Below are 23,512 nucleotides of genomic sequence, written 5' to 3'. Positions count from 1 at the left end.
TACAATTTCAAACATTATAAATCAGGCTTCAGCCACTTTGGTACGACGCAGTTTTTCGCGCTGGGCCAGCACCAACCCGGCAATTACCATAGCCGTTCCGGCGTACGTATAACCTGTAATGGGCTCACCTAATAATGCCCAGGAGTAAACAAAGCCAAAAATTGGGCAGAGAAATAACCAGAGCGAAGCCCTTACGGTATCTTGCCGCACCAGGAAAAACCAGAGTTGCAAAGCCACAATCGAAACCGGCCCGATGAGCCAAAGCACCCCACCCCAAAACTGCGCATTCCAGCGGGTGGCACTAATATTGGCAGTAAACAAAGTAAAAGGCAGCAGAAAAATACCCCCAATTAATACCTGCCAGCCATTAATAACCAACGCCGGTAAATTCCAGGTTATGCGCGCATAATAAACTGTAGCCGCCGAAACCGATACCATGCCTGTTAGTAATATTAACAACCCCGTAAGAGTAGCGTGGCTGGTTTGTAGCAACGGGTAAGTAGCCAGCGCTACGCCGGCCAGCCCCAGCAAAATACCGGCTCCTTCGTACCACTTTAAGGTCCGCTGCAGCCAAACCGCCGAAAGTAAGGTAATAAATAAAGGATTAGTAGCCGTAGATAAACTGCCGATTCCAGCCGAAACCTGCTTTAATGCCAGCACAAAAGCGCCCAGGTAAATGGTAGTATTTAATAGCGCAAAGACCATTATATAGCGCCATTGTACGCCGCGGGGCATTGGATTGCCGCCGGGCTGCAAAAAATAAGCATAAACCAGCATCAGGGTACCGGCAATCAGGAACCGGACCAAAGCCAGCACCAGCGGATCGGCCGCCTGGATTCCTATTTTAGTTGCTACCGAAGCCGAGGCCCACAGCATGGCAAAAAGTAATCCGGGCAGTAACTGGCGCATACACAGGTTTAATATTTACGCCGGCAAAGTAAATAATTTAATACCAAACAGGCAGTGGGCAATTTTACTTAATATTTAATATAGATAAGGTTACAACTTATCTGAAGTAAATACTGTAGAAAAAGGCAACTTAGTTCCCCGCCTTAGTTAAGGCAGGGTTCGGGTAGTTTGTTTTCTTAGATTGGCTTCTGGCTAGTTCTGGCGCAGACTATTACAATATTTAAAACATTCTCTTTAGCTGATGCCTTTTGCTACAGCTTAAACTCGTTATTATTTAACGCGGAGCAGTGAATATTTGCCAACTATTTTATAGATTGAGGTATGAGCGCCGTCATAAATTGTGCTGCCTATGCAGATGGCCACCGGATAGCCAACCTCAAAGTAAACGACATTGGCAAAATACTCCAGCAAACCGATAAATTTGTTTGGATTGGACTAAACGAGCCCGACGAAGCTTTGCTGGCCGAAGCCCAGCAAGAGTTTGGCTTACACGACTTGGCTATTGAAGATGCCCACCGTGCCCACCAGCGGCCTAAAATTGAAACGTACGGCGACACTTTCTTTATTGTACTGCGCACGGCCCAGTTGCAGGAAGGGCAACGCGAGATTACCTTTGGCGAAACACACTTTTTTGTAGGCGTAAATTTTATTGTAACGGTACGGCATGGCTCTACTTTTTCTTACAGCGACGTGCGAACCCGGTGCGAAAGCACGCCGCACTTGTTGCGCAAAGGTCCGTTCTTTGCCCTTTATGCCGTTATGGATGCCATTGTCGATCAATATTTTCCTATTATTCAGACTTTAGGCGAAGAGTTGGAAAAACTGGAGGCCGATGTTTTCAGCGGCAAACCCAATCGCGAAACCATTACCCAAATTTACCAGCTAAAAAGGGAACTACTGGAAATAAAGCGGGCCGTTTCGCCGCTGATAGATATTTGCAACCGCCTGATGCGCTTCGACTCTACCATAATTCCGGAAGAAACCCGCCCCTACTTCCGCGATATTTACGACCACGCCATCCGGATAAACGAAATGATAGATACCACCCGCGAGCTGCTTACCAGTGTACTCGAAGTTAATTTCTCGCTTATTTCTATTTCGCAGAACGAGGTTTCCAAAAAATTTGCCGGTTGGGCGGCCATTCTGGGCGTACCCACGGCCATTGCGGGCATCTACGGCATGAACTTCGAATTTATTCCGGAACTGAACTGGCGGTTTGGCTACCCGGTGGTACTTGTATTTATTGCCGGCACCTGTGTTTTCCTTTACCGGCATTTCAAGCAATCAGGCTGGCTGTAAAGCCGATTTCTTGTTGTTATTAATCCGGAATAATTCTGAATATTTTAACCCTTTATTAGGTAAATGAGTATACCTTGCCAGCTATATTTTAGATAAAATAATTTGACTAAACGTGATTTTGATGCGGTAGTAGTAGGCAGCGGTCCTAACGGTTTGGCCGCAGCCATTACTTTACAACAGTCCGGGTTATCGGTTTTGTTGCTGGAGGCTAAAGCTACGATTGGCGGGGGTTTACGCTCCGCTGAATTAACTCTACCGGGCTTTGTTCACGATATTTGTTCGGCTATTCACCCGCTGGCCGCTGAGTCACCCTTTTTTAAAACCTTGCCGCTTCAAGCCCATGGTTTGGAATATATTTATCCGCCGGTTGCCGCGGCTCATCCCTTCGATGATGGTACTGCCGCTATTTTAGGCAAATCATTAACCGAAACCGCTCATTTACTTGGGGCTGATGCGCAAGCTTACCAGAATTTGTTAGCGCCTTTGGTAAAAGATTGGCCCGGATTAGCAACCGCGGTATTAGGACCGTTACGCATTCCTCGCAATCCTTTTGCGATGGCTCGTTTCGGCTTAAATGCGCTTACTTCGGCAAACTTTCTGGCTAACCGCTACTTCAAAACGAAGAAGGCCCGGGGACTTTGGGCTGGTATGGCTGCTCATTCTATTCAACCTTTGTCAAATGCTACCACTTCAGCCATTGGATTGGTACTAATGGCAATGGGGCATTTGCACGGTTGGCCAATGCCCAAAGGCGGTTCGCAGGCTATTGCTAATGCCTTAGCGGCTTATTTTATTTCGTTGGGCGGAAAAATAGAACCAAATACTTATGTAAAATCTTTAAAAGAATTGCCTTCTTCCCACGCGGTGTTGCTGGATGTTACGCCCAAACAGTTATTGCAAATTGCCGGTCACCAATTTTCATCGGTTTATAAATGGCAATTGCAACGATACCGCTACGGCATGGGTGTATTTAAAATAGATTGGGCGTTAGCTGGTCCCATTCCTTTTAACGCCCCCGAAGTCCGGCAAGCCGGCACCGTGCATTTAGGCAATACCCTGGAAGAAATTGCGGCCTCCGAGAAATTAACTTCCAGGGGCCATCATCCCGAAAAACCATTTGTGCTTTTGGCTCAACAAAGCTTGTTCGATGCCACCCGCGCACCGGCGGGCCAACATACAGCCTGGGCTTACTGCCACGTACCCAACGGCTCCGAAAAAGACATGACCGCCGCCATCGAAAATCAGGTAGAGCGCTTTGCCCCCGGCTTCGGGGATATAATCTTGCACCGCCATACCATGAATACCGCCCAGATGCAGGCTTATAACAACAATTATATTGGCGGCGACATAAACGGCGGCATTATTGATATTGGGCAACTTTTTACCCGGCCAGCCCTGCGGCTTTCGCCTTACCGGACGTCGGCCAAAGGCATTTACATCTGTTCTTCCTCCACCCCACCAGGCGGTGGTGTACACGGCATGTGCGGTTACCACGCTGCCCGCCGCGCGCTGAAAGATGTCTTTAATATTCGAGCCACACCCAGTTTATAATCTTTTTGGATAAACTAACGGCTGTCTTAAACTAGAAAGCCATACCTAAATTATTATTCATCCTTAAGCGTAAACACATCTGGCAAACCGATAAAATTCCATTCGGAATATTACAAAGCTTTACCCAAACCTTATCTTAAAGCTGGCACGAAACGCAGGAATTTATACCACTATTAGGAAGTTTATGCGCTTACATTATTGTGGTCATGTTGAGCTTGTCGAAATAGCTAATAACTACTTTACAATGCTGTTATAGATCCTTCTACAAACTCAGGATTACCAATAATGTACACTTAAGCGCCAGTCCTATTTTATAGGGCATTAGGTAGTATTTACGAGCTGAAATATTTACCAATCGCGGCAAAATCTATAAATTTGGTTAATTTATTTCGAGCCCGGATTTTATGTCGGTAGTGCAGGTTTTGCAGATTATTTTGGTAGGTGGGGCGGTGCAAGGTTTGTTCCTGGCTTTTTTGCTGGCAACCCGGCAAGCCAACCAATTGGCTAATCGTCTGCTGGCTGGCCTCATCATAATCATCTCCTTTCAATCTACTCTGGTAGCGTTTGATACCCGCGAGTTCTTTCTGGCTTTTCCGCACCTGAGCAAAGTTAGCTGGTTGTTGCCCATGCTTTTAGGTCCGCTTATCTATTTATTCACCCAAAAATTAACGCACGAACGGCCCCAATTTAAACGGACTGACCTAGTACATTTTATTCCTTTTTGCCTCACCTTTATTTACTTACTGCCTTATTACTTAAAGTCCCGCACCGAAAAAATAGCTTACCTGAACGATTTTGAATTAGCCCGTCAGGATGATTTTGGTTGGCTGGGCCAAGTTACCTTATTCCTGATTCTTTTTTATTTAGTGCTTTCGGCGGGAGCCTTAAAAAGATACGAGCGCAAAATATTAGATACTTTTTCGGAGTTGGAGAAAATACGGTTGCAATGGCTGAAGCAATTTATTTATGCTTTGTTGATTATTTTGTTCTTAGCTACGGTTGCTTTTTACGCCAAAAAGTGGACCATACCGGTACTAACCGAAATTTACCATTACCACATTCATTATTGGTTTGTTATTATTCTTATTTACTGGATTGGCTACAAAACCCTGGCCCAGCCACGCATTTTTACCGAAACCGCATCACAAATAAACCAGGACTTAGAGTTAGAATTAGCCCAAATACAACCCGAACCGGAAGCTGTTTCGGTACCAGACTTATCACCGGCGACCAGCCCGCCGGTTGTTGCCCAAAACAAAAAATATCAGAAATCAATTTTAAAAGAAACAGAAAGCCAGGCTTATTTGGATCAATTGCTGGCCTTTATGGAAACGGAGAAACCTTACCGCGAAAGCAATATTACCATACAGGAATTAGCCGATAGTATTGGGCTGCCGAAACACCACCTCTCGCAGGTAATTAACGACCGCTTGGGTAAAAATTTTTATGATTTTATTAACCAGTACCGGGTAGCCGAGGCCCAACTGATGCTGGTTAATCCGAAGTACCGGCACCTGACCAACCTGGCGGTAGCCGAAGAAGCCGGTTTTAATTCTAAGGCCACTTTTAATGCGGTTTTCAAAAAACAAACGGGCCAAACCCCTTCGGAATACGTCCGGAACCATACCGTCCAAAACGGCTGAACTTAGCGGATTGGCTTTATTAAGCTTTAAAAGAGGTCTGAACTTAGCGGGTAAGACGACACGCACCTTCTCAAAATTTAGTTTTGCAGTGTTCTATCAGTCTAAAACCATGAAAAAAATCAACTTCTTGAAACACTGTTTTTTTACCTCGCTGTTCTTGCTGGGCTCATTTAAAAGCATGAGTCAGCCCGCCAAAACTCCCATTGATCCGGCTAAACAATTTACACCGGCCGAGTTGCAAGCCGACCTGAAACTGATGCGTACTATTCTGGACGAATCGCACCCGGGCTTTTACCGCTATACCCCTAAAGCACGTTTTGATGTGCTGTTCGACAGCATTGGCCAAACGCTGAATCAGCCCATGACGCAGCAGCAATTTTATGTAGCCGCTACGCCCATTATTGCGGCTATTAAAGATGGTCATATAAAATATATGCCGCACGTGCGCCCGCACTGGCAATATTATTATAACCTGGATAAACTATTTCCGCTGGAATTATATTTTACGCCAACCCAAGCTCATCTGGTTCACAATAACGCCGGCACAAACAATATTCCGCTGGGCGCCGAAATATTAGCCATTAATAACCAACCCATTTCGGAACTCATTCAAGAATTATTGCCCACCGTTTACTTTGCCGATGGCAACAGTCAGGCCATAAAATACCAATCGTTAAATAAGTTTTTTCCTTTCTACTACGGCACCTACGTGGGGGCTTCGGCTACTTATAACATTGCGTACCGACCAAAAAACGAAACGGCTATTAAAATCGCTCAGGTACCTGCTATTAATTTAGCTACTATTCAAAAACGGGAAAAAGAAACTGAAAAACCTAAACAATTACCTATCCGGCTGGAATATAAAGACAACAGTACCGCTTTGTTAACCATCGACCATTTCAATATTTATAAAAACGAAATGGACGTTGAAAAATATTTGAAAGACACTTTTTGGCAGATTAATGCCAAAAATATTCAACATTTGGTTATTGATGTACGCGGCAATGAAGGCGGCGTAGATCGCTGGGGTGCCCTGCTCTACTCTTATCTCACCCAAAAGCCTTTCCGGTATTACGACCAGCTAAAAGTAGCGCAAAAAAAGAAATTCAGCTTTGCCGAACACATTGCCTGGGTACCCAAATATTTTCCGGTTTACCGGCGCTTTTTGTTAACAAAAACGAAAGACGGCGGCTATACCTTCCGTTTCAAAAGAACGCTGAAAGAGCAAAAACCTCAGTCACATCCGTTTAAAGGTGATGTTTATATTTTAACCGATGGCTACAGCTTTTCGGTTATTACAGAATTTGCCGCCATTGCCCACCATCATAAGCGGGCGACTTTTGTGGGCCGGGAAACCGGCGGCGGTTATTACGGCAATACCAGCGGCTTTTTTGTAGTAGCCGTGCTGCCGCATACCGGCATAGAACTTGCCGTTCCGCAGTGGGGCTACCACATGGCTGTTTCGGGTTACCCTTACTCCGATAGAGGCGTATTGCCTGATTACCCCATAACGCCTACTATCGACGATGTACTGCAAAAACGAGACGCCGAACTAGCTTTTACCCTGGATTTAATCCGAAAGAAAAAAGCGGCTGCCTCTAACTTCCAATCCGCCCCGAAAAAAACCGTTTCTAACTAATTTCTTTACCTACTCTATTAACCCTCAATAGCCGGTCAAAAAATCCGGCGTGGAACTTTATTGCCCTCTAAAAAATAAACCTATGAAAAAAAACGCTTTTACCCATTTGCTCGCGGCGGTACTGCTTTGCTGCAGCCTCGGCTCGCTTAGTGCACAAGACCTTAAACAATCCCAGTTAAGCATTTCTTACCGGCTCAGCCATCTTACTTTCCTGGACCAGCAAGCCTCACCGCTTATTTACCAGGCAAACTTAAACGGAGTGGCGGTCGCCTACGAACACAGCGCTCCTAAATCCAGGTCCTTTATTAACTTTCAGGCGAACCTGGGTACTGCTTTACCCAAGGGTATTGGTATGCGCGAATTTACTTTTACCGGTACCGACTTTTACGGCGAAACTACTACCACCAAATTATTACATGCCCCTACCATTTACGTGGGCCAACTGGAGGCGGGTTATTTACGGCGGCTGAAAACCGGGGGCACAAAATCGATATTTGTAGGCGGCACCCTGCAAAACTGGATTGCCTATTCTGATAATATTGGCTTCTGGAGCACCATGGGTATCAACACAGCCTCGCTCAATGCTGCTATTCAGTACGAAAAAAAGCTAAGCCCCAAGCAGCAATTTAAAATGGGGGCTTCCTTCCCAGTAGTAGCCATTGTGTCGCGGATGCCTTACAGCAATGTTATTTCGGCCCCGGAGCGGGGCAACTTTGAGGCATTTTTCACCGAAGGAAGCCAACTTACTTCCCTGCATCATTACCAACGCCTGAACCTACACGCTGCTTACAGCTACCGGTTAAGCCGCCATTGGCAAACCGGGCTGGCTTATAATTTCACCTGGCTGCATTACACCCATCCCCAACCTATCCGGGTGTTAAATCAGGCCCTGAATATCCAGGTTAATTATTTGTTTTAAATTTTAAAGTTAATCCAACATGAAAAAGAATATAATAACCTCAATAGTTTATTTACTGATGCTCCTGGGTATTTCGGGTTGCGAAAAGACCTTAGTAGGACCAACAACTCCAAATAATCCGGAACAGAACTTCGAAATGCTCTGGCAGGAATACGACCGGCTATCGGCTTTTATAAAGGTGAAAAATATCGACTGGCAAGCTCTTTACAACCAGTACCGTCCCCTGGTAAAGCCCACCACTTCCGATGCCGAATTATTTAAGATTTTGTCGGAAATGCTTGACCACCTCGACGACAGTCATTTGACCATGCTGGCACCCGGGCCGAACCCGATGCGCTACGATGGTGGCCTGGGCGGCAAATTAACCCACGAAGACTTTTCCTTAACGGTAGTGAAAGAAAAATATTTAACCGAGGTAAGTACCTACGGCGATAATTTCGTGTACGGCAAGCTTTCGCCACACGTAGGGTATCTTCACCTGAAACACAGTGATTTTGGTGTAGCCTACTACGAAAAAGCCTTATATAAAATTTTAGGTAGCTTTAACGAAGTAGATGGTTTGGTATTGGACCTCCGGGATTTTGAGGGCGGCCTGGATAAAAACGCGGCCTATATCGCCGGCCGGTTTGCTACGTCTAAAAACCTGTTTATGACCAGTCGGAAACGCAATGGCCCTAACCACAACGACTTTACCCAACCCGTTAGCTGGTATGTGCAGCCCGAGGGCAAAACCCCATTTACCAAACCCGTTGTGATACTAACCAACCGCTGGACGGCCAGTTCCGGCGAAGTACTGATTTGGGCGCTTAAAGCAGCAAAACCAGTAGTACAAGTTGGCGATACTACCTTGGGCTGTTACTCCGACCAGGCCCGCCGCGAATTACCGAACGGCTGGTACTATACTATTAGCGTGAACGATATGCGGGCGGCAGATGGTAAGAGTTATGAAGGCATTGGCATTGCGCCCGATATTTTAGTAAAAAAAACCAAGGCCGAAGTATTAGCCGGAAAAGATAAGGCGCTTGAAAAAGCAATGCAAGCTATTCCTTAACCCAAATAAAACTACCAACAGCAACTTTAAAAAGGCCGGGTGATTTAAAGAGAATCCGGCCTTTTTGGTTTACCTATAATTTATGCCGGCGGCGTGCTAAGAACAAATTAAGTTGGCACTATGCTAAACGACGGCACTTTAATATAGATGTCTGCAATTTTAATTTTAAAATTTATGACGTATGTTTACGACATACATCAAAGATAATTAATCTTAAAAAATGACTTATTCCAAAGCAGCATCTTTTACTGCCGAAGAACAGCAACTGGCTGCCTTAGCCAAAGCGCTTTCGCACCCAGCCCGCATAGCTATAATCAAGTTACTGGCCCGGCAAAAAACCTGTATTTCCGGCGATATTGCGCTGGATTTACCATTAAGCCGCACCACTGTGTCGCAACATTTACAGGAATTAAAAGCCATTGGCCTGATAAAAGGCGAAATAGACGGGCAAAAGGTTTGCTACTGCCTTAATCCGGAAATGATGAAACAGGTAAAGACGCAGTTTAACGCGTTATTTACCCTGGTCCTGGAATCCTGCGACTGCTGTTAAATTAAAAAGAAATAAATATTATGCGAATAGCTTTATTCAGTGACATCCATGCCAATTTACCGGCCTTAGAAGCGGTACTGGCCGACATGGGAACCCGAAACTTAGATGCCATATATTGCCTGGGCGACCTGGTAGGGTATGCTCCCTGGCCCAACGAAGTAGTAGCCGAAATCCGGAAAAGAAAAATACCCACCATAGCAGGCAATTACGACGAAGGCATTGGCCTGATGAGTAATAATTGCGGCTGTGCCTACAAAACCGCTCAGGACAAATCTTTGGGAGCCGTATCAATCGGGTTTACAAACAACATAATTTCGGAAGAAAACCGGCAATATTTACGGATGCTGCCCCGCCATATCCGGCTTACTTTCCTCGACGACTCCAAAGAAGAAAATAAAATAGAAGCGCTGCTGGTACACGGCAGCCCCCGCAAAATAAACGAATATTTGTTCGAAGACCGGCCCGAGAAAAGTTTTCTGCGGCTACTGGAAGAAGCAAACGCCGATATTTTATTTTTTGGCCACACCCACAAACCATTCCACCGAACGCTGCCTTACGAGCACGAAGGCCAATCCCGCTACCGGCACGCTATCAATATTGGCTCCGTAGGCAAACCTAAAGATGGTGATAACCGGGCCTGTTACGCGGTGCTGGAAATAACCCCCACTACCAAATTAACCCAACTCAACAGCCTGCGGGTTGAGTTTGTACGGGTAGCTTACGATACCGAAAGAGCAGCCCAGGCTGTAGAAGATAGCCCGCTCCCTAACGAATTTGCCGACATGCTGCGGAAAGCTTATTAAAAAATTATGAGTCAGTGTAATATTCAAAAAAGAAAAAGATTATCGCTCCTGGATCAGTTTTTAACCGTTTGGATATTTGCCGGTATGGGGGCGGGCGTGTTGCTGGGCTATTTTTTTCCTCAGAGCGAGGCTTTTATTAATTCCTTTCAGGTAGGCACTGTAAACCTGCCTATTGCCATTGGGTTAATTTTAATGATGTACCCGCCCTTGGCCAAAGTAAAGTACGAGCAGTTGGGCCGGGTTTTCGAAAACGTTAAAGTTATTACCTTATCGCTGGTCCTTAATTGGCTGATTGGTCCGGTTTTAATGTTTTTCCTGGCCATAATTTTTCTGCACGATTACCCCGAGTACATGGTAGGCATTATTTTAATTGGCTTGGCCCGCTGTATTGCTATGGTTTTGGTTTGGAACGAATTAGCTGAGGGCGACCGGGAATATGCAGCTGGTTTGGTGGCTTTTAATAGTATTTTTCAGGTGCTATTTTACAGCGTATTTGCCTATTTATTTATTACAGTTCTGCCTACCTGGTTTGGCCTGGAAGGCAAAGTGGTAGATATAAGCATGGGCCAGATTGCCGAAAGCGTTTTAATTTATTTAGGTATTCCGTTTTTGCTAGGCTTTTTGTCGCGGTTTATTTTGCGCCGAATGAAAGGGAATGATTGGTACGAACAAAAATTTATTCCGGCCATTAGCCCTATTACCTTGGTTGCCTTGTTATTTACCATTGTGGTCATGTTCAGCCTCAAAGGCAATTTAATTGTACGTATTCCGCTGGATGTAATCCGGATAGCGATTCCGTTGGTAATTTATTTTGCCGTGATGTTTGTAGTAAGCATTTATATGGGCAAAGCCTTGGGGGCTAATTACGCGCAGAATGCCTCGGTAGCCTTTACGGCCACCGGCAATAATTTTGAACTAGCTATTGCGGTTGCCATTGGGGTTTTCGGGTTAAATTCCGGGCAAGCCTTTGCCGGTGTAGTAGGCCCCTTAATTGAAGTACCCGCTTTAATTTTGCTGGTAAACTTTGCCTATTGGTTTCGAAAGAAATATTATAAACAGAAACCAACCCTAGAAACATCCGGCCATCTGGAGCAAGTATAAAGAATTTTCAAGCCAGTAAGAGTTGAGCATAAACTTGCCATCGAGGCCCTAGCGCAATGATTTAAACAAAATAGCCTGTTAAAATTAACAGGCTATTTTGTTTTAACTGAAGAAAAAACCGGGTTGAGCGAAAAGCAGTCCGGAATTTTAAATATTCTGAATTACCGGGTAGTTACAATTTGCTGTTGTTTCAACCAAGCGTAAATCTCTTCTATATCTGCTTTATTACAAAGTTCCGAGCCGGGTGTCATGGTGGTGGCGGTACCGGCAGCTACGCCGTATTTTATTACTTCGCACAACGGCCAGCCTTGCGCTAAGGTAAACACCATACCCGCTACCATGCTATCGCCGGCGCCAACGGTACTTTTGGGTTTAATCTCGGGCGGGGCTACATACTCTATCTGGTCTGTGGTTACCAGCATCGCGCCCTGTGCCCCCATCGATACCACCATAACTTCGCACATACCATCCCGTACCAGTTGCTGGGCAAACCCTTCTCGTTCGTGTTCTTCCAGGCTTTCTTTACCCGCCAGTTTAGCCAATTCCGAAATATTAGGTTTAAGCAGGTATACACCAATACCGGCCGCTTTTTTCAAGGCTTCACCAGAGGTATCGAGTATTAATTTCGCACCCATATTTTTGGCAATGGTGGCTACGCGGGCATAATAATCGTTGGGTACGCCCCGGGGCAAGCTGCCGCTAGCCACAATATATTCGGGCCTAGGGGCCGTCTTTTCTAATTTAATCAGCGAATATTTCCATTCTTCTTCCGGAATTTCGGACCCCGGCATACCAAACCGATATTGCCGGTCGGTATTCCGTTCGGTAACAGCAAAATTTTCGCGGGTCCATTTAATGGAAGGAATCGGAATATGGGTAAGTCCCTCTTTATCCAGCAGTTGGCAAAGCACGTTGCCGGTAGAGCCTCCGGCCAGGTAATAAGCCAGGGATTCTCCGCCCATGCGTTTTATAGCCCGCGATACGTTGATGCCACCGCCGCCTGGCTCAAATACGGGGGCATCACAACGCAATTTATGATCAGGTAATATTTCGTCAACGTACGTACTTTTATCTACGGCCGGGTTAATGGTAAGCGTAACAATTTTCATCTAAAAGAGATTTAGCAGAACATTGGCAATTTAAAGCAAATATTCAATTCTAACTAACACAAAATTAGCCAAGTGTTGCACAAATTATTCCGTTTATTTATTTGGTAAAAAACTAAAAATTAATATACCCGGAATACTTTCAGTCACAAACATTAGCTACAAACACTTTATAATCAATAAATTACTACAAGCATTAGCCCTCAAACGCAGGAATGATTACTGATGTTGGGCAAACCGGCCAAAATAATATTCAGGTAAGGGCAATGGCTTGACAAATTGAATGAAGTAAAATTTTACACGCTATTCCGGCAGGAAGTTTACGATCTTCAAACCTTGAGGGCCGGAATAATTTGATCAGGTTGGATTGAGTATTAATATAAATTACTGCATCCAGCGGGGACAGATAACTTTATTTGTATTAAATAATTTAAGCCCCACTATTATTTCGTGCGATCCGGTATTGGCAATACTCAGATTAGACGTATTAAAATCGTAAGCGTAGCCCACATCCATAATATGACTAATATTAATACCGCCCATCGCCGAAAAAGCATCGTCTTTGCGGTAAGAAGCGCCGGCCCAAACCCGGTCGGCATAAACCGCCTTCAGGTTAACATCCACCGAAACCGGACTCGGACTCGCTAGCTTAACCATAACTGAAGGAATAACATTGAAATTAGGCGTAACCCTGATTTTGTAGCCGCCGGTAACAAAGAAATGCCGCTGCAAACGGGCACCACCGTTCCCGTCTCCTTCGGCAGCATTTAAATCGCGTCGGTTTTTAATTAATTGCGCTCCCGACAAGCCTACAAAAAAAGTTTCGGAGTAAAGCCAGGTGCCTAAACCTAAATCAAAATAAGCGTTATTTATATAATCGCTGTTAATGCTGGGGTCGAAAGGATTCGTGAAAGTAGCTTCCTGCGGATTAAAACTGCGGGACAATACGCCGGCGGTTACGCCCGTAGAGATACTTACCTTGGTACTCAGCGGCAAATGGTAGGCATAAGAGCCGGTAAAATTAGATTGTCGCAGGGGGCCTGTTTTGTCGGTTAAAGCAGTAAGGCCAAAACCGTGGTGTGCATATGGCGTCGAGAACCGGTTCCGGTTTACGGTCCGGGTACTAGCAATTCCCCGCCCCCGGTTCCGGACCCGGGTAGCTTGTTTGCCAATGGGCATGTGGGCACTCACATAATAAGTAACCGGCGCCCCTTCTAAACCCACCCATTGCTGACGGTGGCCAAATCGCACATCGGCATAGTCTTCGATGCCGGTTAAAGCCGGATTCAGCAAATAATTGTTCATCATGTACTGGCTGTACTGCGGCCGTTGCTGGGCCAGCGCCGGGCCAAAGGCCACCAGTAAAAAAGCTACTAAACTTAAAATTCTTTTCATGAAAGCTTATCGGATAATAGTGATCGAACCGGAAATTGGTTTGGACACATTGTCCAGCCGGATGATATAGTAGTAGGTAGCCAATGGCAGTATACTACCTTTATGCGTACCGTCCCAGGGTTGCCGGTAGCCCACATCAGATTTATACACCGGGTTGCCCCACCGGTTAAATACCTCTACGATGGCATTTGGATAATTTTCGATGTTCCGGATCTCCCAGGTATCGTTAATATTATCGCCGTTCGGGCTAAAAGTATTTACCACTACTACCCGCGGAATAACGGTTATGGTTATTTCATCCGTTGCGGTACAGCCATCTTCGATGGTAACTATTACCTGGTAGGTGGTAGTTTTGGTCGGAGTGGCAATAGGAGTAGCTGCATTCGGGTCGTTCAGGCCAGTAGCCGGCGACCAGACATAGGTGGTACCGCCGGTTGCCCGCAGCCCGAAAGGTTGGCCTTCTATAATAGTGGTGTCGCGGCCGGCATCTGCCGAAATAGTAGTAACCGTAACTTTAACCGGGGTGCGGGTAGCACTCACACATTGGTTGTTATTGGTTGCCTGCACATAATAAGTAATGCTGTTGGTTAATACCGGGGTAACAAATACGGGCTCGAAAGATACGGGATTACCGCCAGTCTCGGATGTAAACCATTGGTAAGTACCGCCACCGGTACTGGTTACGCGCAAAGTAGCCGAAGTACCTGCGCACACCCGTACATCGTTTGATTCTACGGTAGGCGCTGTTGGCAATTTATCGACGGTTACGGCTACCACGTTTGATACTACCGGGGGGCAATCTGAACCAGCCACCTTAACCGTACGCCGGTACCAGGTATTTTGCACAATAGAACCGGGTGTGTAATCTTTACCATTATTGGTACCGATGGCCGGGTTAAAACCGGCACTGGCACTGGTAATACTACTCTCCCACAGGTAAACCAGGTTACCGCTACCACCTGTAGCCATCGAACCGGTTAACACCGGCACGGCGCCTTCACACACCACGGTTTTAGCCGCCGTAATGGTATTATTATCAATAGCAGGCACTACGGTTATGGTTACTACTTCACTCATAATTGGTTCGCAGGAGCCCGAGGTAACCGAGCGCCGGAAATAAGTGGTTTGGGTTAGAGCGCCCGGATTATAAGTAATACCGTTATTGGTGCCGGCGGCTGGGCCAAATCCGGCTGTTGCGCTACTGGTGCTGCTTTCCCAGAGGTAGGTATAGGTGCCGGTACCGCCCGTTGGCGTAGAACCGGTTAAAACCGCTGGCGTATTATTGCCGCAAATAGTTTGGGACGTACCAATGGTATTCTGGGTAAGGGCCGGTGCTACTGTTACAACAATCACATTAGAATAGCCACTGCAACCAACTGAGGTCACCTGCCGGCGGTACCACGTAGTTTGGGTAACCGGGCCGGGACTAAAGTTTTCTTCGTTGATAATAATTGGGGAGCCATTAGAGCTGGTAGCCGGAGCAAAACCGGCGGTAGCACTGGTGGTGCTGCTTTCCCAGATAATGGCATAATCTACACCATTACCCCCGGTTGGCCGCGACCCGATTAAGGTGGCCGGTGCCGAACCGGCACAAACTGTCTGGTCTGCGGTAATGGTATTTGTGGCGATAACAGGTACTATGGTAATTTCTACTGCGGCACTGGTATCGGGTTTACAGGAAGAGGAACGAACCATCCGGCGGAACCAGGTAGTTTGGCCCAGTGCCGCTGGGGCATAACCCGAACCATTATTTACGCCAGGCGCTACGCTAAAGCCGGTGGTAGCGCTGGTGGTGCTCATTAACCACGTATAGCTAAAGTTACCATTGGCACCACTTGGCTGCGTGCCGGTAAGCGGTGCGGGCGTAGCACCGGCACACATCGATTGCGGCGCCTGAATGGTATTGTTTTGAATGGGCGGCAGTACGTTTAAAGTAAACACACCGCGTTCGCTGCTTTCACAACCGTTTAAAACTGCGGCAATATAGTAAGTAACTGAATTGGTAACCGAATTAATTGGGTAAGCCGTGGTATCGCTGGCAACGGGGGTACCGCCGGTAGGGGTGGTGTAAAAATTAAATCTGACTGAACCGTTAGGCGTGGGGGTGATAACGTAATTTTCGCCGCCGCAAAGGGTTACACTGCCATCGGCTGGTTTAGGCGGGCGGGCTGTTATGGTAATGGTAGCCGGCGGACGTTGATTAGCGCCCGGGGCATCCTGCGATCGCTCGCATTCGTTGGCAAAATTTACGGCCACCGTATAAGTACCGGGTCCCGGAAAAGTTATTTTCGGATTTTGAATATTTGGGTTATCGAGGGTAGCGCCGCCCGAAATTACCCACTGAATGGTACTGGGATCGATGGTGCCTAAATTGGGGTCAAACTGAGCAAGTTCGCTACCCATAATTACCTGCGGCTGGTTATTATCCGCACAGAGTTCCCGGCCAAATATATTGACCTCCGGGTACACAATCAGCACCGACTCTTCCTGCACGTATTTACCGTCCTCATCAAAATCATCCTTGGGGTTTTCCGGGTCAAAGGGGTCAATCGGCCCAATGGTATCGTTGGGGCTAACACAAGCATTTTTAACCGAAAGCTTGATCATATAGCGGCCCTTTTCGTTGAATTGCAGAATCGGATTTTTAGTAGTGTCGGTAGTACCTTCTATAAACGAGTAATTAACCGAACCGCCCTGCTGCGTATTGGTAACCGTCCATTTGTAAGTTAAGCCGCCGCCCGTCGATTCATTCTTCAACGCAACCCGCACCGGCACACCGCATAAAGGCGCCGGAAACTGGGGCTCTATCCGTTCTTTCTTATCTACACTAAAAATAGCTTTGGGATCTTTGCCCACGTTAAACGGAATAGTGGTAACGGCCGGACAAACATTGGGGTCGGTGCTCAGGGCCGTAACGGTAATCGGGTAATTTCCTTCTTTGTTATAAGGCGTGGCATTACTAATGGTAGTACTACCGGTAAATTGCGCTAACGTATAATTATTTACCTCGCCGTTCCCCCAATCTACCTGGTAGCCGCTAATGCCGGTGGTATTGGTATTGGGGTTGGTTAAAGTAGCGGTAACCGAAATACTCTGCACCGAGTCGGGCACACAAATATTACCCCCGCTCCCGTTATCTACATTATTTTTAACAGTAGGCGGCGAAAAGGCTACCTGGGGTTTAACGGTTACGGTTTGGGGCGCCGAATCGTACACGCAGAGTCCTTTCACCCGCCGCACACTTACCGTAAAATTACCCGGAGTGGTTCCGGTTTGGGTATAAGCATAGGTTACCTTACTCCCATTGGCCGTAAGTTTTGAAGTGGGCGTTGAGGTGCCATTGCCAAAGCTCCAGATATAGGTTTCATCGTTGGCCGGACTCAAATTAACAACTTCAAAAGTTATCGGACTGCCAGAACAAGCGTTATTGGGGCTAAATTGAAAAACCGGAACCGGATCTAAACACTGGGCCTTTAACAGAGACGAACTGCACAGGAACACCAGCGTTATGAGAAAAAAATTTCGAATACTGTGCACGGAGTAGAATTTGAAAACCAAATATTATTTAAATTTAATTAAACAGAACAGCATCCAGAGTTGCATTATCCGGCATAATTCCGAATAAGCGCTATTTACACAGGTAAACGTAAACTGCCACCCAGGCCGCTATCAATTACTTATCGCAAAAAACTGCAAAATATTGTAGGCCTAAACTACCAATTATTATTTTCTAAAAAAGTATTTTTTATAACACGGGCAGGCTCCCACAAAGGGTCTAAAAATAAGGTATTATCTTTTTACCAGCAACATTAATAAAACACGATTGTTTTGTACGAAACCAAAACTAAATAGTAATAAATATAAAAAGTTAAGGGCTAGACTATTGGTTCCGGTACCAGGGCCGTTTTAAACTGGATGGTAAAAGCAGTGATACCGCTTTCATCGGTTTCGAGGGAGAAAGGAAAGTTATGATTCAGGAGAATATCGCGTATCATGGTGAGGCCAATGCCCTGGCCATTTTTTTTGGTGCTGAAGAATGGGGTAAATAATTGCTGCCGCACGGCTTCCGGAATGCCTTCGCCGTTGTCTTCAATTAATAAACAAGGAGGATTTAGCTGGGTTTTTACGTTAATAGAACCATCGGCATCAACGGCCTCCATCGCGTTTTTGGCAATATTGATGAGTACCTGTTCCAGTTGCTGGGCATCCGCTTCAATAAATAATGGTTCCGGAGTTAGTTGCCATTGCCAGGCAATATTACGTTGTTCCAGTTGGGGTTGCATCAGGCGGTAAACGCCTTGCAATAACTGGTGCAGGTCGCAGGGTTGGCGGCAGGGAGATGGCAAGCGCACCATGGTAGCAAAGTTGGCCATAAAGCCGGCCAGGTTTTTATTCCGTTCAATCGAAACCTCCAGTGCTTCTTCGTAATCGGCCCGCAAATCTTCCTGCAACTGGGGGGCGTAACTTTTAACTGAATTTAAGATAGAATTAATGGCACCGATGGAATTATTTACCTCGTGCGACATCATCCGGATTATTTTTTCGTAAGCATATTTTTCTTTTTTAATAATGTCTTCGGTCAACTCTTCCAGCATGATAAAATAACGCGGAAAACCTTTATCGATAAAATAAGCTTTATGGCCACGGTACGTGTGAATGCCGTTGATGTGAAAAATGCGCGATTGTCCTTCTTCCAGGATGCTTAATTCGGTGCGCCACTGCCCCGGCAAATCTTCCAGCTTTTTACCCAGCAACGCCGGCATGGGTACCTGCAACCAGGCTTTGGCCGCCGGGTTTACCTGCTGAATGTAGCCATCGTAATCGAGCATAATAATACCGGAAGGCGAAGCCTGGATTAAGCGCTCCAGCAAATATTGCTTTTCGTTCTGACTTACCCGCTCCTGTCGCAATTGTTCCATCATCAGGTTATACACCTCAATGAGTTGGTCTACCTCGGGCTGGCCGGTTTTCAGGAACTTAACCGTAAAATCTTTTTCTTTAATGGATTCAATACCCGCTGCAATTAAATTTAAGGGCCGCACAAAGGCCCGGTAAATCTGAAACGTGATTACCAGCGAAACCACAATCAGCGCTTCGGCCGCCAGAAATAACAATTTATCTGTCAGCAGGAAATGGTAAGTCAGAATCAGCAGCGTGGCGTGTACCACCACCGCAAACAAAATAAATTTAATCCGCAGCGTCATAAGGAATATTAAACTTATCGAGGCGCCGGTATAAAGCGCCGCGGCTCACGCCCAAAGCTTTGGCTACTTTGCTAACGTTGTGGTCGTAAAATTCCATCGACTTCCGGATCATGGTGGCTTCCATTTCTTCCAAGGTCATAGAGCCAACGGCCGGCATACTCTTTTTGTCGGCCTTTTTGGGCGCATACTGCAGGTAGGCCTGAAAGTCTTCGGGCTCCAGCACGTTTTTCCCCGAAATCAGTACCGTCCGCTCTACCAGATTTTTCAACTCCCGAATATTGCCTGGTAGCGGCAGTTGCTTCAGCCAGTTTAGGGCTTTAATAGTTACGGTTAGTTCGTGGCGATTGTAAATCTTTTTGAGGTTATCAATAAAATAATTAACCAGCATCGGAATATCGCCGGGGCGCTCCCGCAAAGCCGGCAGCTTTATGGTAATTAAATTGATACGGTAAAATAAGTCTTCGCGGAAGCGATTATTTTCCACCATGTCTTCGAGGCTGCGGTTGGTGGCACTAACTACCCGAATATCGAGTTTGCGGGGCCGGCTGTCGCCGAGTACTTCGTAAGTGCGATCCTGCAATACGCGCAATAATTTTACCTGGCTGTTCATATCCAGTTCACCTATTTCGTCCAGAAAAATACTGCCTTTGTTCGCCATTTCAAAACGGCCCACCCGGTCGCCTTTGGCATCGGTAAAAGCGCCCCGCTTGTGGCCAAACATTTCACTTTCGAACAAACTTTGCGAAATACCACCCAGGTTTACTTTTACAAAGGGCTGATTTTTGCGCAGGCTGTTCAGGTGAATGGCTTCGGCAATTAATTCTTTTCCGGTACCGCTTTCGCCTTCAATCAGCACGGAAGCATCGGTAGCACTTATTTGCCCAATGTTGCGCAGAATAGCCAGGAAAGCGGGGTCTTCGCCCACTATTTTGCTGAAATTATATTGCTTGTCGAGTTGCTTCCGGCTTAGGCTAATGCTATCAGAAGTTTGTTCCTGGCCCCCGAGTTTCAGGGCGGTTTCTACCTGCTGCAATAAATATTCGTTGCTCCAGGGTTTGGTAATAAAATCGAAGGCGCCGGCTTTAATACCTTCTACGGCGAGGGCAATGGTGCCCCAGCCGGTTATTAATATTACCGGTACCTGCGGAATCAGCTTTTTCAGTTGCTGCAATAAATCCAAACCATCCTGCCCCGAGGTATCCAGCGAGAAGTTCATATCCATGATGACCGCCTCCAGTAAATGCGCCTCCTCTTTCGCTGTTTTCAGCGCTTCGCGGGCGTTAACGGCATTGGCCGTTTTATAGCCGGCTTGCTTCAGCAGCAAACTGAGCGAGGTACGTACGGCAATATCATCGTCGATTATGAGAATCATGAGGTAATTAAGATGCTAATAAATATAAAAAATTTGTATCAGTGAATCAGCAGCTTTAACTAACAAAAATACTGCTTATTGAAGAATATTGTAGCTATTTAGGTTATACAAAGGCTATCAATTCTTTAGGAGTTTACCTTTTGAAAGATTACATCTTTCAATGTTCAGGTGCTAACAGTTAGTTAATTCCTAAGTTTGCTCAAGGCCGCGCGGCCCCGTTTGGTCATTCGGGCTGCTCATCTTCCCTTTCCTCCTACGTCGGAATGCTGCGCACCGGAAATCTGAAAGGCCCTCATCGCCCGAACTGATGAAGCTTGCTTCGTAGCTGCTGCCTTCTGTTTTCATTAGAATAACTTGAATTTGAAAAGCTCTATCCATGGTAAGTTAGCGGTAATAATGCGTTGCAAGAGCTCCCCTCCTATTTTAGGAGGGGCCAGTGGTGGTAGAACAACCACTAACAATTCAGCCATTCAACAACTAATTTCCTACTCATCATGCAAGGCAGTTGCGGGCTGAATGGCAGCGGCCTGGCGGCTGGGGTAAGCGGCACAACCGGCAGCTAAGAGGTAAATAACCAGTACCGAACCCAAAATAGCCGCTACGTAAACACCGGTTTGTACGCCAAACACTTGTAATAACGGGAATTGCAAGGCTATAATAATGCCGATGATAATACCAAAAGTAGCTAGTACCAGTACTTCCCCGATAAATTGCCGGTAAACCTGACCGGAGGCGGCGCCAACCGCCCGGCGCAAACCTATTTCGGAAATGCGGCGGTTAATATTGTACCACAGCACGCCAAATAAGCCCAACGCCACATTCAGAATCAGGAAGCCACAAACCACGGAGAAAATAACGAGCGGGATTAAAGTTATTTTATTATCGGAAGCCCGCATTTCGTTCATAGTTTTTATTTCGATGGTCCAGCCCTGGGCAATTTGCGAGGCTTGTTTCATGAGCTTTTCTTCGAAAGCCCGCGTAACGCCCGGCTTTACCCGAATCATGAGGTTATCCAGGGTTCCGCCGGCGGTGCCATTGCTGGCATAATCGGTATTCAGGTATTCGAAATAAGCAGGTTTATCGGACGAATATTCGCCTTTCTGCCGGAATATTTCGACCACACCAACTATTTTCCGGTCCGGATTGTCTTTCTCCCGGACAACTTTACCTATCGGATTTTCATCTGGAAATATTTGGTCGCGCAAGGCTTGATTAATAACAATGGCTTTGGTGCCGGCGGCATTATCTTCGGTAGTAAACCAGCGACCCGCAGAAATGTCCATTTGCATTACCTCGGCAAACTCCTTATCTACCGTAAACCAATCGGCCATGGTAAACCGGTTATTGTAGGTAAAGCCGGTGTTACTCGTGTTCATGGTATACGGAATATTGGAGGCAGCAAGCGCAACCTGCGCTACTTCGGGGTTTGATTTAAGCTGCTGTTTTAAGCGGTATTGAATGTTCCGGACTTCTTCGGGCTTCTCCTGGTTCCAGCGCATGTTCATGACCCAAACTCTATCGTACTCAAAACCAAGTGGCTTCCGGTAGTTATCGAGGTAAAAAAAGGCCAGGCTCAATACGCCAAACAGCACAATAAAAGAAAAGAATATTTCGGTAATCATCAGGAAGTTGCTCTTCTTCCGGTTCCAGATTAAGGTAAACAAATGGCGTATCATACTTGGCCTCCTTTCAGCGCCTGCACGGCTTGTAATTTAGACATTTTATAGGCCGGGTAAACCCCGGAAATAAACCCGAATATTAAACTTAAACCCAGGCCAATACCAAAAACACGAATATTCAGACCCAACTGAGCGTAAGGAATTAAACCGCTATTGGCAATTATCTCCAGGACCAGTGCTGAAAGTAGAAAGCCAATAAGGCCACCAATGAGGGTTAAGAAAATATTCTCGACCAGGAACTGACCGATGAGGGTATTGGAAGAAGCCCCGAAAGCCTTGCGCACCCCAATCTCGGAAGATCGTTCCATAATCCGGCTCACGTTAATATTTACCAGGTTAATGGTGGGCATCAGCATGAATAAAAATACCACTATCGAAATAATGGCGATGAATTTACCCATCCCGGAATTTTCGCCGTCGCCTAATAATTGCCGCACAATGGTACCTTCCAGAATGCTTTCGGTGTGGCTATAAAATTTATTGAACTCTTTGGGGTTGGGCAATTTTACTTGTTTTACAATGCCCTGATATTCTTCTTTTATTTTCGGAATATCGGCCTTGGAAGCGGCTAATATAATTGCCATGTAACTGCCGGTTAAACCGGTATCGTTTTTATTATAAGGAGCGGTGGAAAGCGGTACCCAAATATTGGCGTAAGAGTTAAACCGGGAATACGACACATCTTCTACCACCCCGGTAACGCGGTAACGAATACCGTCGGCTACCATATATTTACCCACCGCACTTACGTTCGGTCCAAAATATTGGTCGCGGGCATGATCGGTAATGACGGCTACCCGGTTCGCATTTTTCTGGTCCTGCTGGTTAAATGCCTGGCCTTCCAGGAAATTAAAATCCAGCACTTCCCAGAAATTGGCGTCGGTAAACTTTAAATCCAATGACAGTCTTTTGTTGTTTACGTAACTGTTTACGCCTCTAAAAGTAGTGGTTACCGAAATTTTCTCCGGGGTTTTTAACCGCTTCACATAATGGTTCATGTAATAGTAACTGGGGAAAGTATTCATGTTACCGCTTTTGCCGGTCATTTTAATAAAATTAACGAAGAGCATGCGGTCGAGGCGTTTCTCGGGGGTAGCCGGACCAGTTACGTGGTCGATCATAGCTGTAGCCACCATCAGAATCATGAGCGTAAAGCTGATTCCGAACAAGCTGATGAAAGTAAAGAACTTCCGCCGAAGCAATACTTTCCAGGCTATTTTTAGGTAATTCTGTAGCATTTTTTTAGTTGTTAGCTATTAGTTTTTAGCGATTAGCTGCTTAGTGCTGGCTG

17 protein-coding genes are annotated in these 23,512 nt (G+C 46.1%); 9 read left to right on the top strand and 8 right to left on the bottom strand.

Annotated elements, in window-relative coordinates; translation table 11 throughout:
* Nucleotides 1-21: 21 nt before the first annotated feature.
* Nucleotides 22-909, bottom strand: coding sequence for a DMT family transporter (locus tag AAE02nite_RS02125; protein WP_146894801.1), 888 nt, complete (start codon nucleotides 907-909; stop codon nucleotides 22-24).
* 321 nt (nucleotides 910-1,230) lie between these two features.
* Between AAE02nite_RS02125 and corA the strand changes: the two genes are divergently transcribed.
* The 9 genes from corA (at nucleotide 1,231) to arsB (ending at nucleotide 11,465) form a co-directional block, all read left to right on the top strand.
* Entirely contained in the window at nucleotides 1,231-2,208 is a 978-nt protein-coding gene (gene corA, locus AAE02nite_RS02120; protein ID WP_146894800.1) for a magnesium/cobalt transporter CorA, read from the top strand.
* A 102-nt stretch (nucleotides 2,209-2,310) separates the two neighbouring features.
* Nucleotides 2,311-3,759: a phytoene desaturase family protein gene (locus AAE02nite_RS02115; RefSeq protein WP_146894799.1), complete on the top strand. Its 1,449-nt coding sequence runs from the start codon at nucleotides 2,311-2,313 to the stop codon at nucleotides 3,757-3,759.
* A gap of 404 nt (nucleotides 3,760-4,163) precedes the next feature.
* The gene (locus AAE02nite_RS26175) at nucleotides 4,164-5,402 is read left to right on the top strand and encodes a helix-turn-helix domain-containing protein (RefSeq protein ID WP_170252503.1); all 1,239 of its coding nucleotides are present in this window, start codon (nucleotides 4,164-4,166) and stop codon (nucleotides 5,400-5,402) included.
* A 109-nt stretch (nucleotides 5,403-5,511) separates the two neighbouring features.
* Nucleotides 5,512-7,041: a S41 family peptidase gene (locus AAE02nite_RS02100; protein WP_170252502.1), complete on the top strand. Its 1,530-nt coding sequence runs from the start codon at nucleotides 5,512-5,514 to the stop codon at nucleotides 7,039-7,041.
* An 82-nt stretch (nucleotides 7,042-7,123) separates the two neighbouring features.
* Nucleotides 7,124-7,960 (top strand): hypothetical protein, encoded by an 837-nt coding sequence (locus tag AAE02nite_RS02095; protein ID WP_146894795.1) that lies wholly within the window; start codon nucleotides 7,124-7,126, stop codon nucleotides 7,958-7,960.
* 19 nt (nucleotides 7,961-7,979) lie between these two features.
* Complete coding sequence (locus tag AAE02nite_RS02090; RefSeq protein WP_146894794.1) at nucleotides 7,980-9,011, top strand: S41 family peptidase; 1,032 nt, start codon at nucleotides 7,980-7,982, stop codon at nucleotides 9,009-9,011.
* A gap of 220 nt (nucleotides 9,012-9,231) precedes the next feature.
* Entirely contained in the window at nucleotides 9,232-9,561 is a 330-nt protein-coding gene (locus tag AAE02nite_RS02085; protein ID WP_146894793.1) for an ArsR/SmtB family transcription factor, read from the top strand.
* Nucleotides 9,562-9,581: 20 nt separating this feature from the next.
* Nucleotides 9,582-10,364 carry a metallophosphoesterase family protein gene (locus AAE02nite_RS02080; protein WP_146894792.1) on the top strand — a complete coding sequence of 261 codons (783 nt, stop codon included), beginning with the start codon at nucleotides 9,582-9,584 and terminating at the stop codon, nucleotides 10,362-10,364.
* 6 nt (nucleotides 10,365-10,370) lie between these two features.
* The gene (gene arsB / locus AAE02nite_RS02075) at nucleotides 10,371-11,465 is read left to right on the top strand and encodes an ACR3 family arsenite efflux transporter (protein ID WP_146894791.1); all 1,095 of its coding nucleotides are present in this window, start codon (nucleotides 10,371-10,373) and stop codon (nucleotides 11,463-11,465) included.
* A gap of 161 nt (nucleotides 11,466-11,626) precedes the next feature.
* Here arsB and AAE02nite_RS02070 read toward each other — a convergent pair whose 3' ends face one another.
* From AAE02nite_RS02070 to AAE02nite_RS02040, 7 genes are all read right to left on the bottom strand, one after another.
* Nucleotides 11,627-12,574 (bottom strand): 1-phosphofructokinase family hexose kinase, encoded by a 948-nt coding sequence (locus AAE02nite_RS02070; protein ID WP_146894790.1) that lies wholly within the window; start codon nucleotides 12,572-12,574, stop codon nucleotides 11,627-11,629.
* A 381-nt stretch (nucleotides 12,575-12,955) separates the two neighbouring features.
* Nucleotides 12,956-13,966, bottom strand: a complete 1,011-nt coding sequence (locus AAE02nite_RS02065) for a PorP/SprF family type IX secretion system membrane protein (RefSeq protein ID WP_146894789.1) — start codon at nucleotides 13,964-13,966, stop codon at nucleotides 12,956-12,958.
* A 6-nt stretch (nucleotides 13,967-13,972) separates the two neighbouring features.
* Nucleotides 13,973-17,350 carry a T9SS type B sorting domain-containing protein gene (locus AAE02nite_RS02060; protein ID WP_246150735.1) on the bottom strand — a complete coding sequence of 1,126 codons (3,378 nt, stop codon included), beginning with the start codon at nucleotides 17,348-17,350 and terminating at the stop codon, nucleotides 13,973-13,975.
* A 491-nt stretch (nucleotides 17,351-17,841) separates the two neighbouring features.
* Nucleotides 17,842-19,170: a sensor histidine kinase gene (locus tag AAE02nite_RS02055; RefSeq protein WP_146894787.1), complete on the bottom strand. Its 1,329-nt coding sequence runs from the start codon at nucleotides 19,168-19,170 to the stop codon at nucleotides 17,842-17,844.
* Nucleotides 19,154-20,542, bottom strand: coding sequence for a sigma-54-dependent transcriptional regulator (locus tag AAE02nite_RS02050; protein ID WP_146894786.1), 1,389 nt, complete (start codon nucleotides 20,540-20,542; stop codon nucleotides 19,154-19,156). The genes AAE02nite_RS02055 and AAE02nite_RS02050 overlap by 17 nt, the downstream gene beginning before the upstream one ends.
* 485 nt (nucleotides 20,543-21,027) lie before the next feature.
* Nucleotides 21,028-22,218 carry an ABC transporter permease gene (locus AAE02nite_RS02045; protein WP_146894785.1) on the bottom strand — a complete coding sequence of 397 codons (1,191 nt, stop codon included), beginning with the start codon at nucleotides 22,216-22,218 and terminating at the stop codon, nucleotides 21,028-21,030.
* On the bottom strand, nucleotides 22,215-23,459 hold the full coding sequence (locus AAE02nite_RS02040; RefSeq protein ID WP_146894784.1) for an ABC transporter permease: 1,245 nt from the start codon (nucleotides 23,457-23,459) through the stop codon (nucleotides 22,215-22,217). Before AAE02nite_RS02040 ends, AAE02nite_RS02045 begins: the two co-directional genes overlap by 4 nt.
* Nucleotides 23,460-23,512: the final 53 nt, after the last annotated feature.

The sequence above is a fragment of the Adhaeribacter aerolatus genome, from assembly GCF_007991635.1.
Lineage (GTDB): Bacteria > Bacteroidota > Bacteroidia > Cytophagales > Hymenobacteraceae > Adhaeribacter > Adhaeribacter aerolatus.
Note: the sequence above shows the minus strand (reverse complement) of the source record. Positions and strands in the feature narration are given on the sequence as shown.

Coding starts and splice junctions, on each gene's coding strand:
- AAE02nite_RS02125 (WP_146894801.1), bottom strand. CDS start 909: ATGCGCCAGTTACTGCCCGGATTACTTTTTGCCATGCTGTGGGCCTCG.
- corA (WP_146894800.1), top strand. CDS start 1,231: ATGAGCGCCGTCATAAATTGTGCTGCCTATGCAGATGGCCACCGGATA.
- AAE02nite_RS26175 (WP_170252503.1), top strand. CDS start 4,164: ATGTCGGTAGTGCAGGTTTTGCAGATTATTTTGGTAGGTGGGGCGGTG.
- AAE02nite_RS02100 (WP_170252502.1), top strand. CDS start 5,512: ATGAAAAAAATCAACTTCTTGAAACACTGTTTTTTTACCTCGCTGTTC.
- AAE02nite_RS02095 (WP_146894795.1), top strand. CDS start 7,124: ATGAAAAAAAACGCTTTTACCCATTTGCTCGCGGCGGTACTGCTTTGC.
- AAE02nite_RS02090 (WP_146894794.1), top strand. CDS start 7,980: ATGAAAAAGAATATAATAACCTCAATAGTTTATTTACTGATGCTCCTG.
- AAE02nite_RS02085 (WP_146894793.1), top strand. CDS start 9,232: ATGACTTATTCCAAAGCAGCATCTTTTACTGCCGAAGAACAGCAACTG.
- AAE02nite_RS02080 (WP_146894792.1), top strand. CDS start 9,582: ATGCGAATAGCTTTATTCAGTGACATCCATGCCAATTTACCGGCCTTA.
- arsB (WP_146894791.1), top strand. CDS start 10,371: ATGAGTCAGTGTAATATTCAAAAAAGAAAAAGATTATCGCTCCTGGAT.
- AAE02nite_RS02070 (WP_146894790.1), bottom strand. CDS start 12,574: ATGAAAATTGTTACGCTTACCATTAACCCGGCCGTAGATAAAAGTACG.
- AAE02nite_RS02065 (WP_146894789.1), bottom strand. CDS start 13,966: ATGAAAAGAATTTTAAGTTTAGTAGCTTTTTTACTGGTGGCCTTTGGC.
- AAE02nite_RS02055 (WP_146894787.1), bottom strand. CDS start 19,170: ATGACGCTGCGGATTAAATTTATTTTGTTTGCGGTGGTGGTACACGCC.
- AAE02nite_RS02050 (WP_146894786.1), bottom strand. CDS start 20,542: ATGATTCTCATAATCGACGATGATATTGCCGTACGTACCTCGCTCAGT.
- AAE02nite_RS02045 (WP_146894785.1), bottom strand. CDS start 22,218: ATGATACGCCATTTGTTTACCTTAATCTGGAACCGGAAGAAGAGCAAC.
- AAE02nite_RS02040 (WP_146894784.1), bottom strand. CDS start 23,459: ATGCTACAGAATTACCTAAAAATAGCCTGGAAAGTATTGCTTCGGCGG.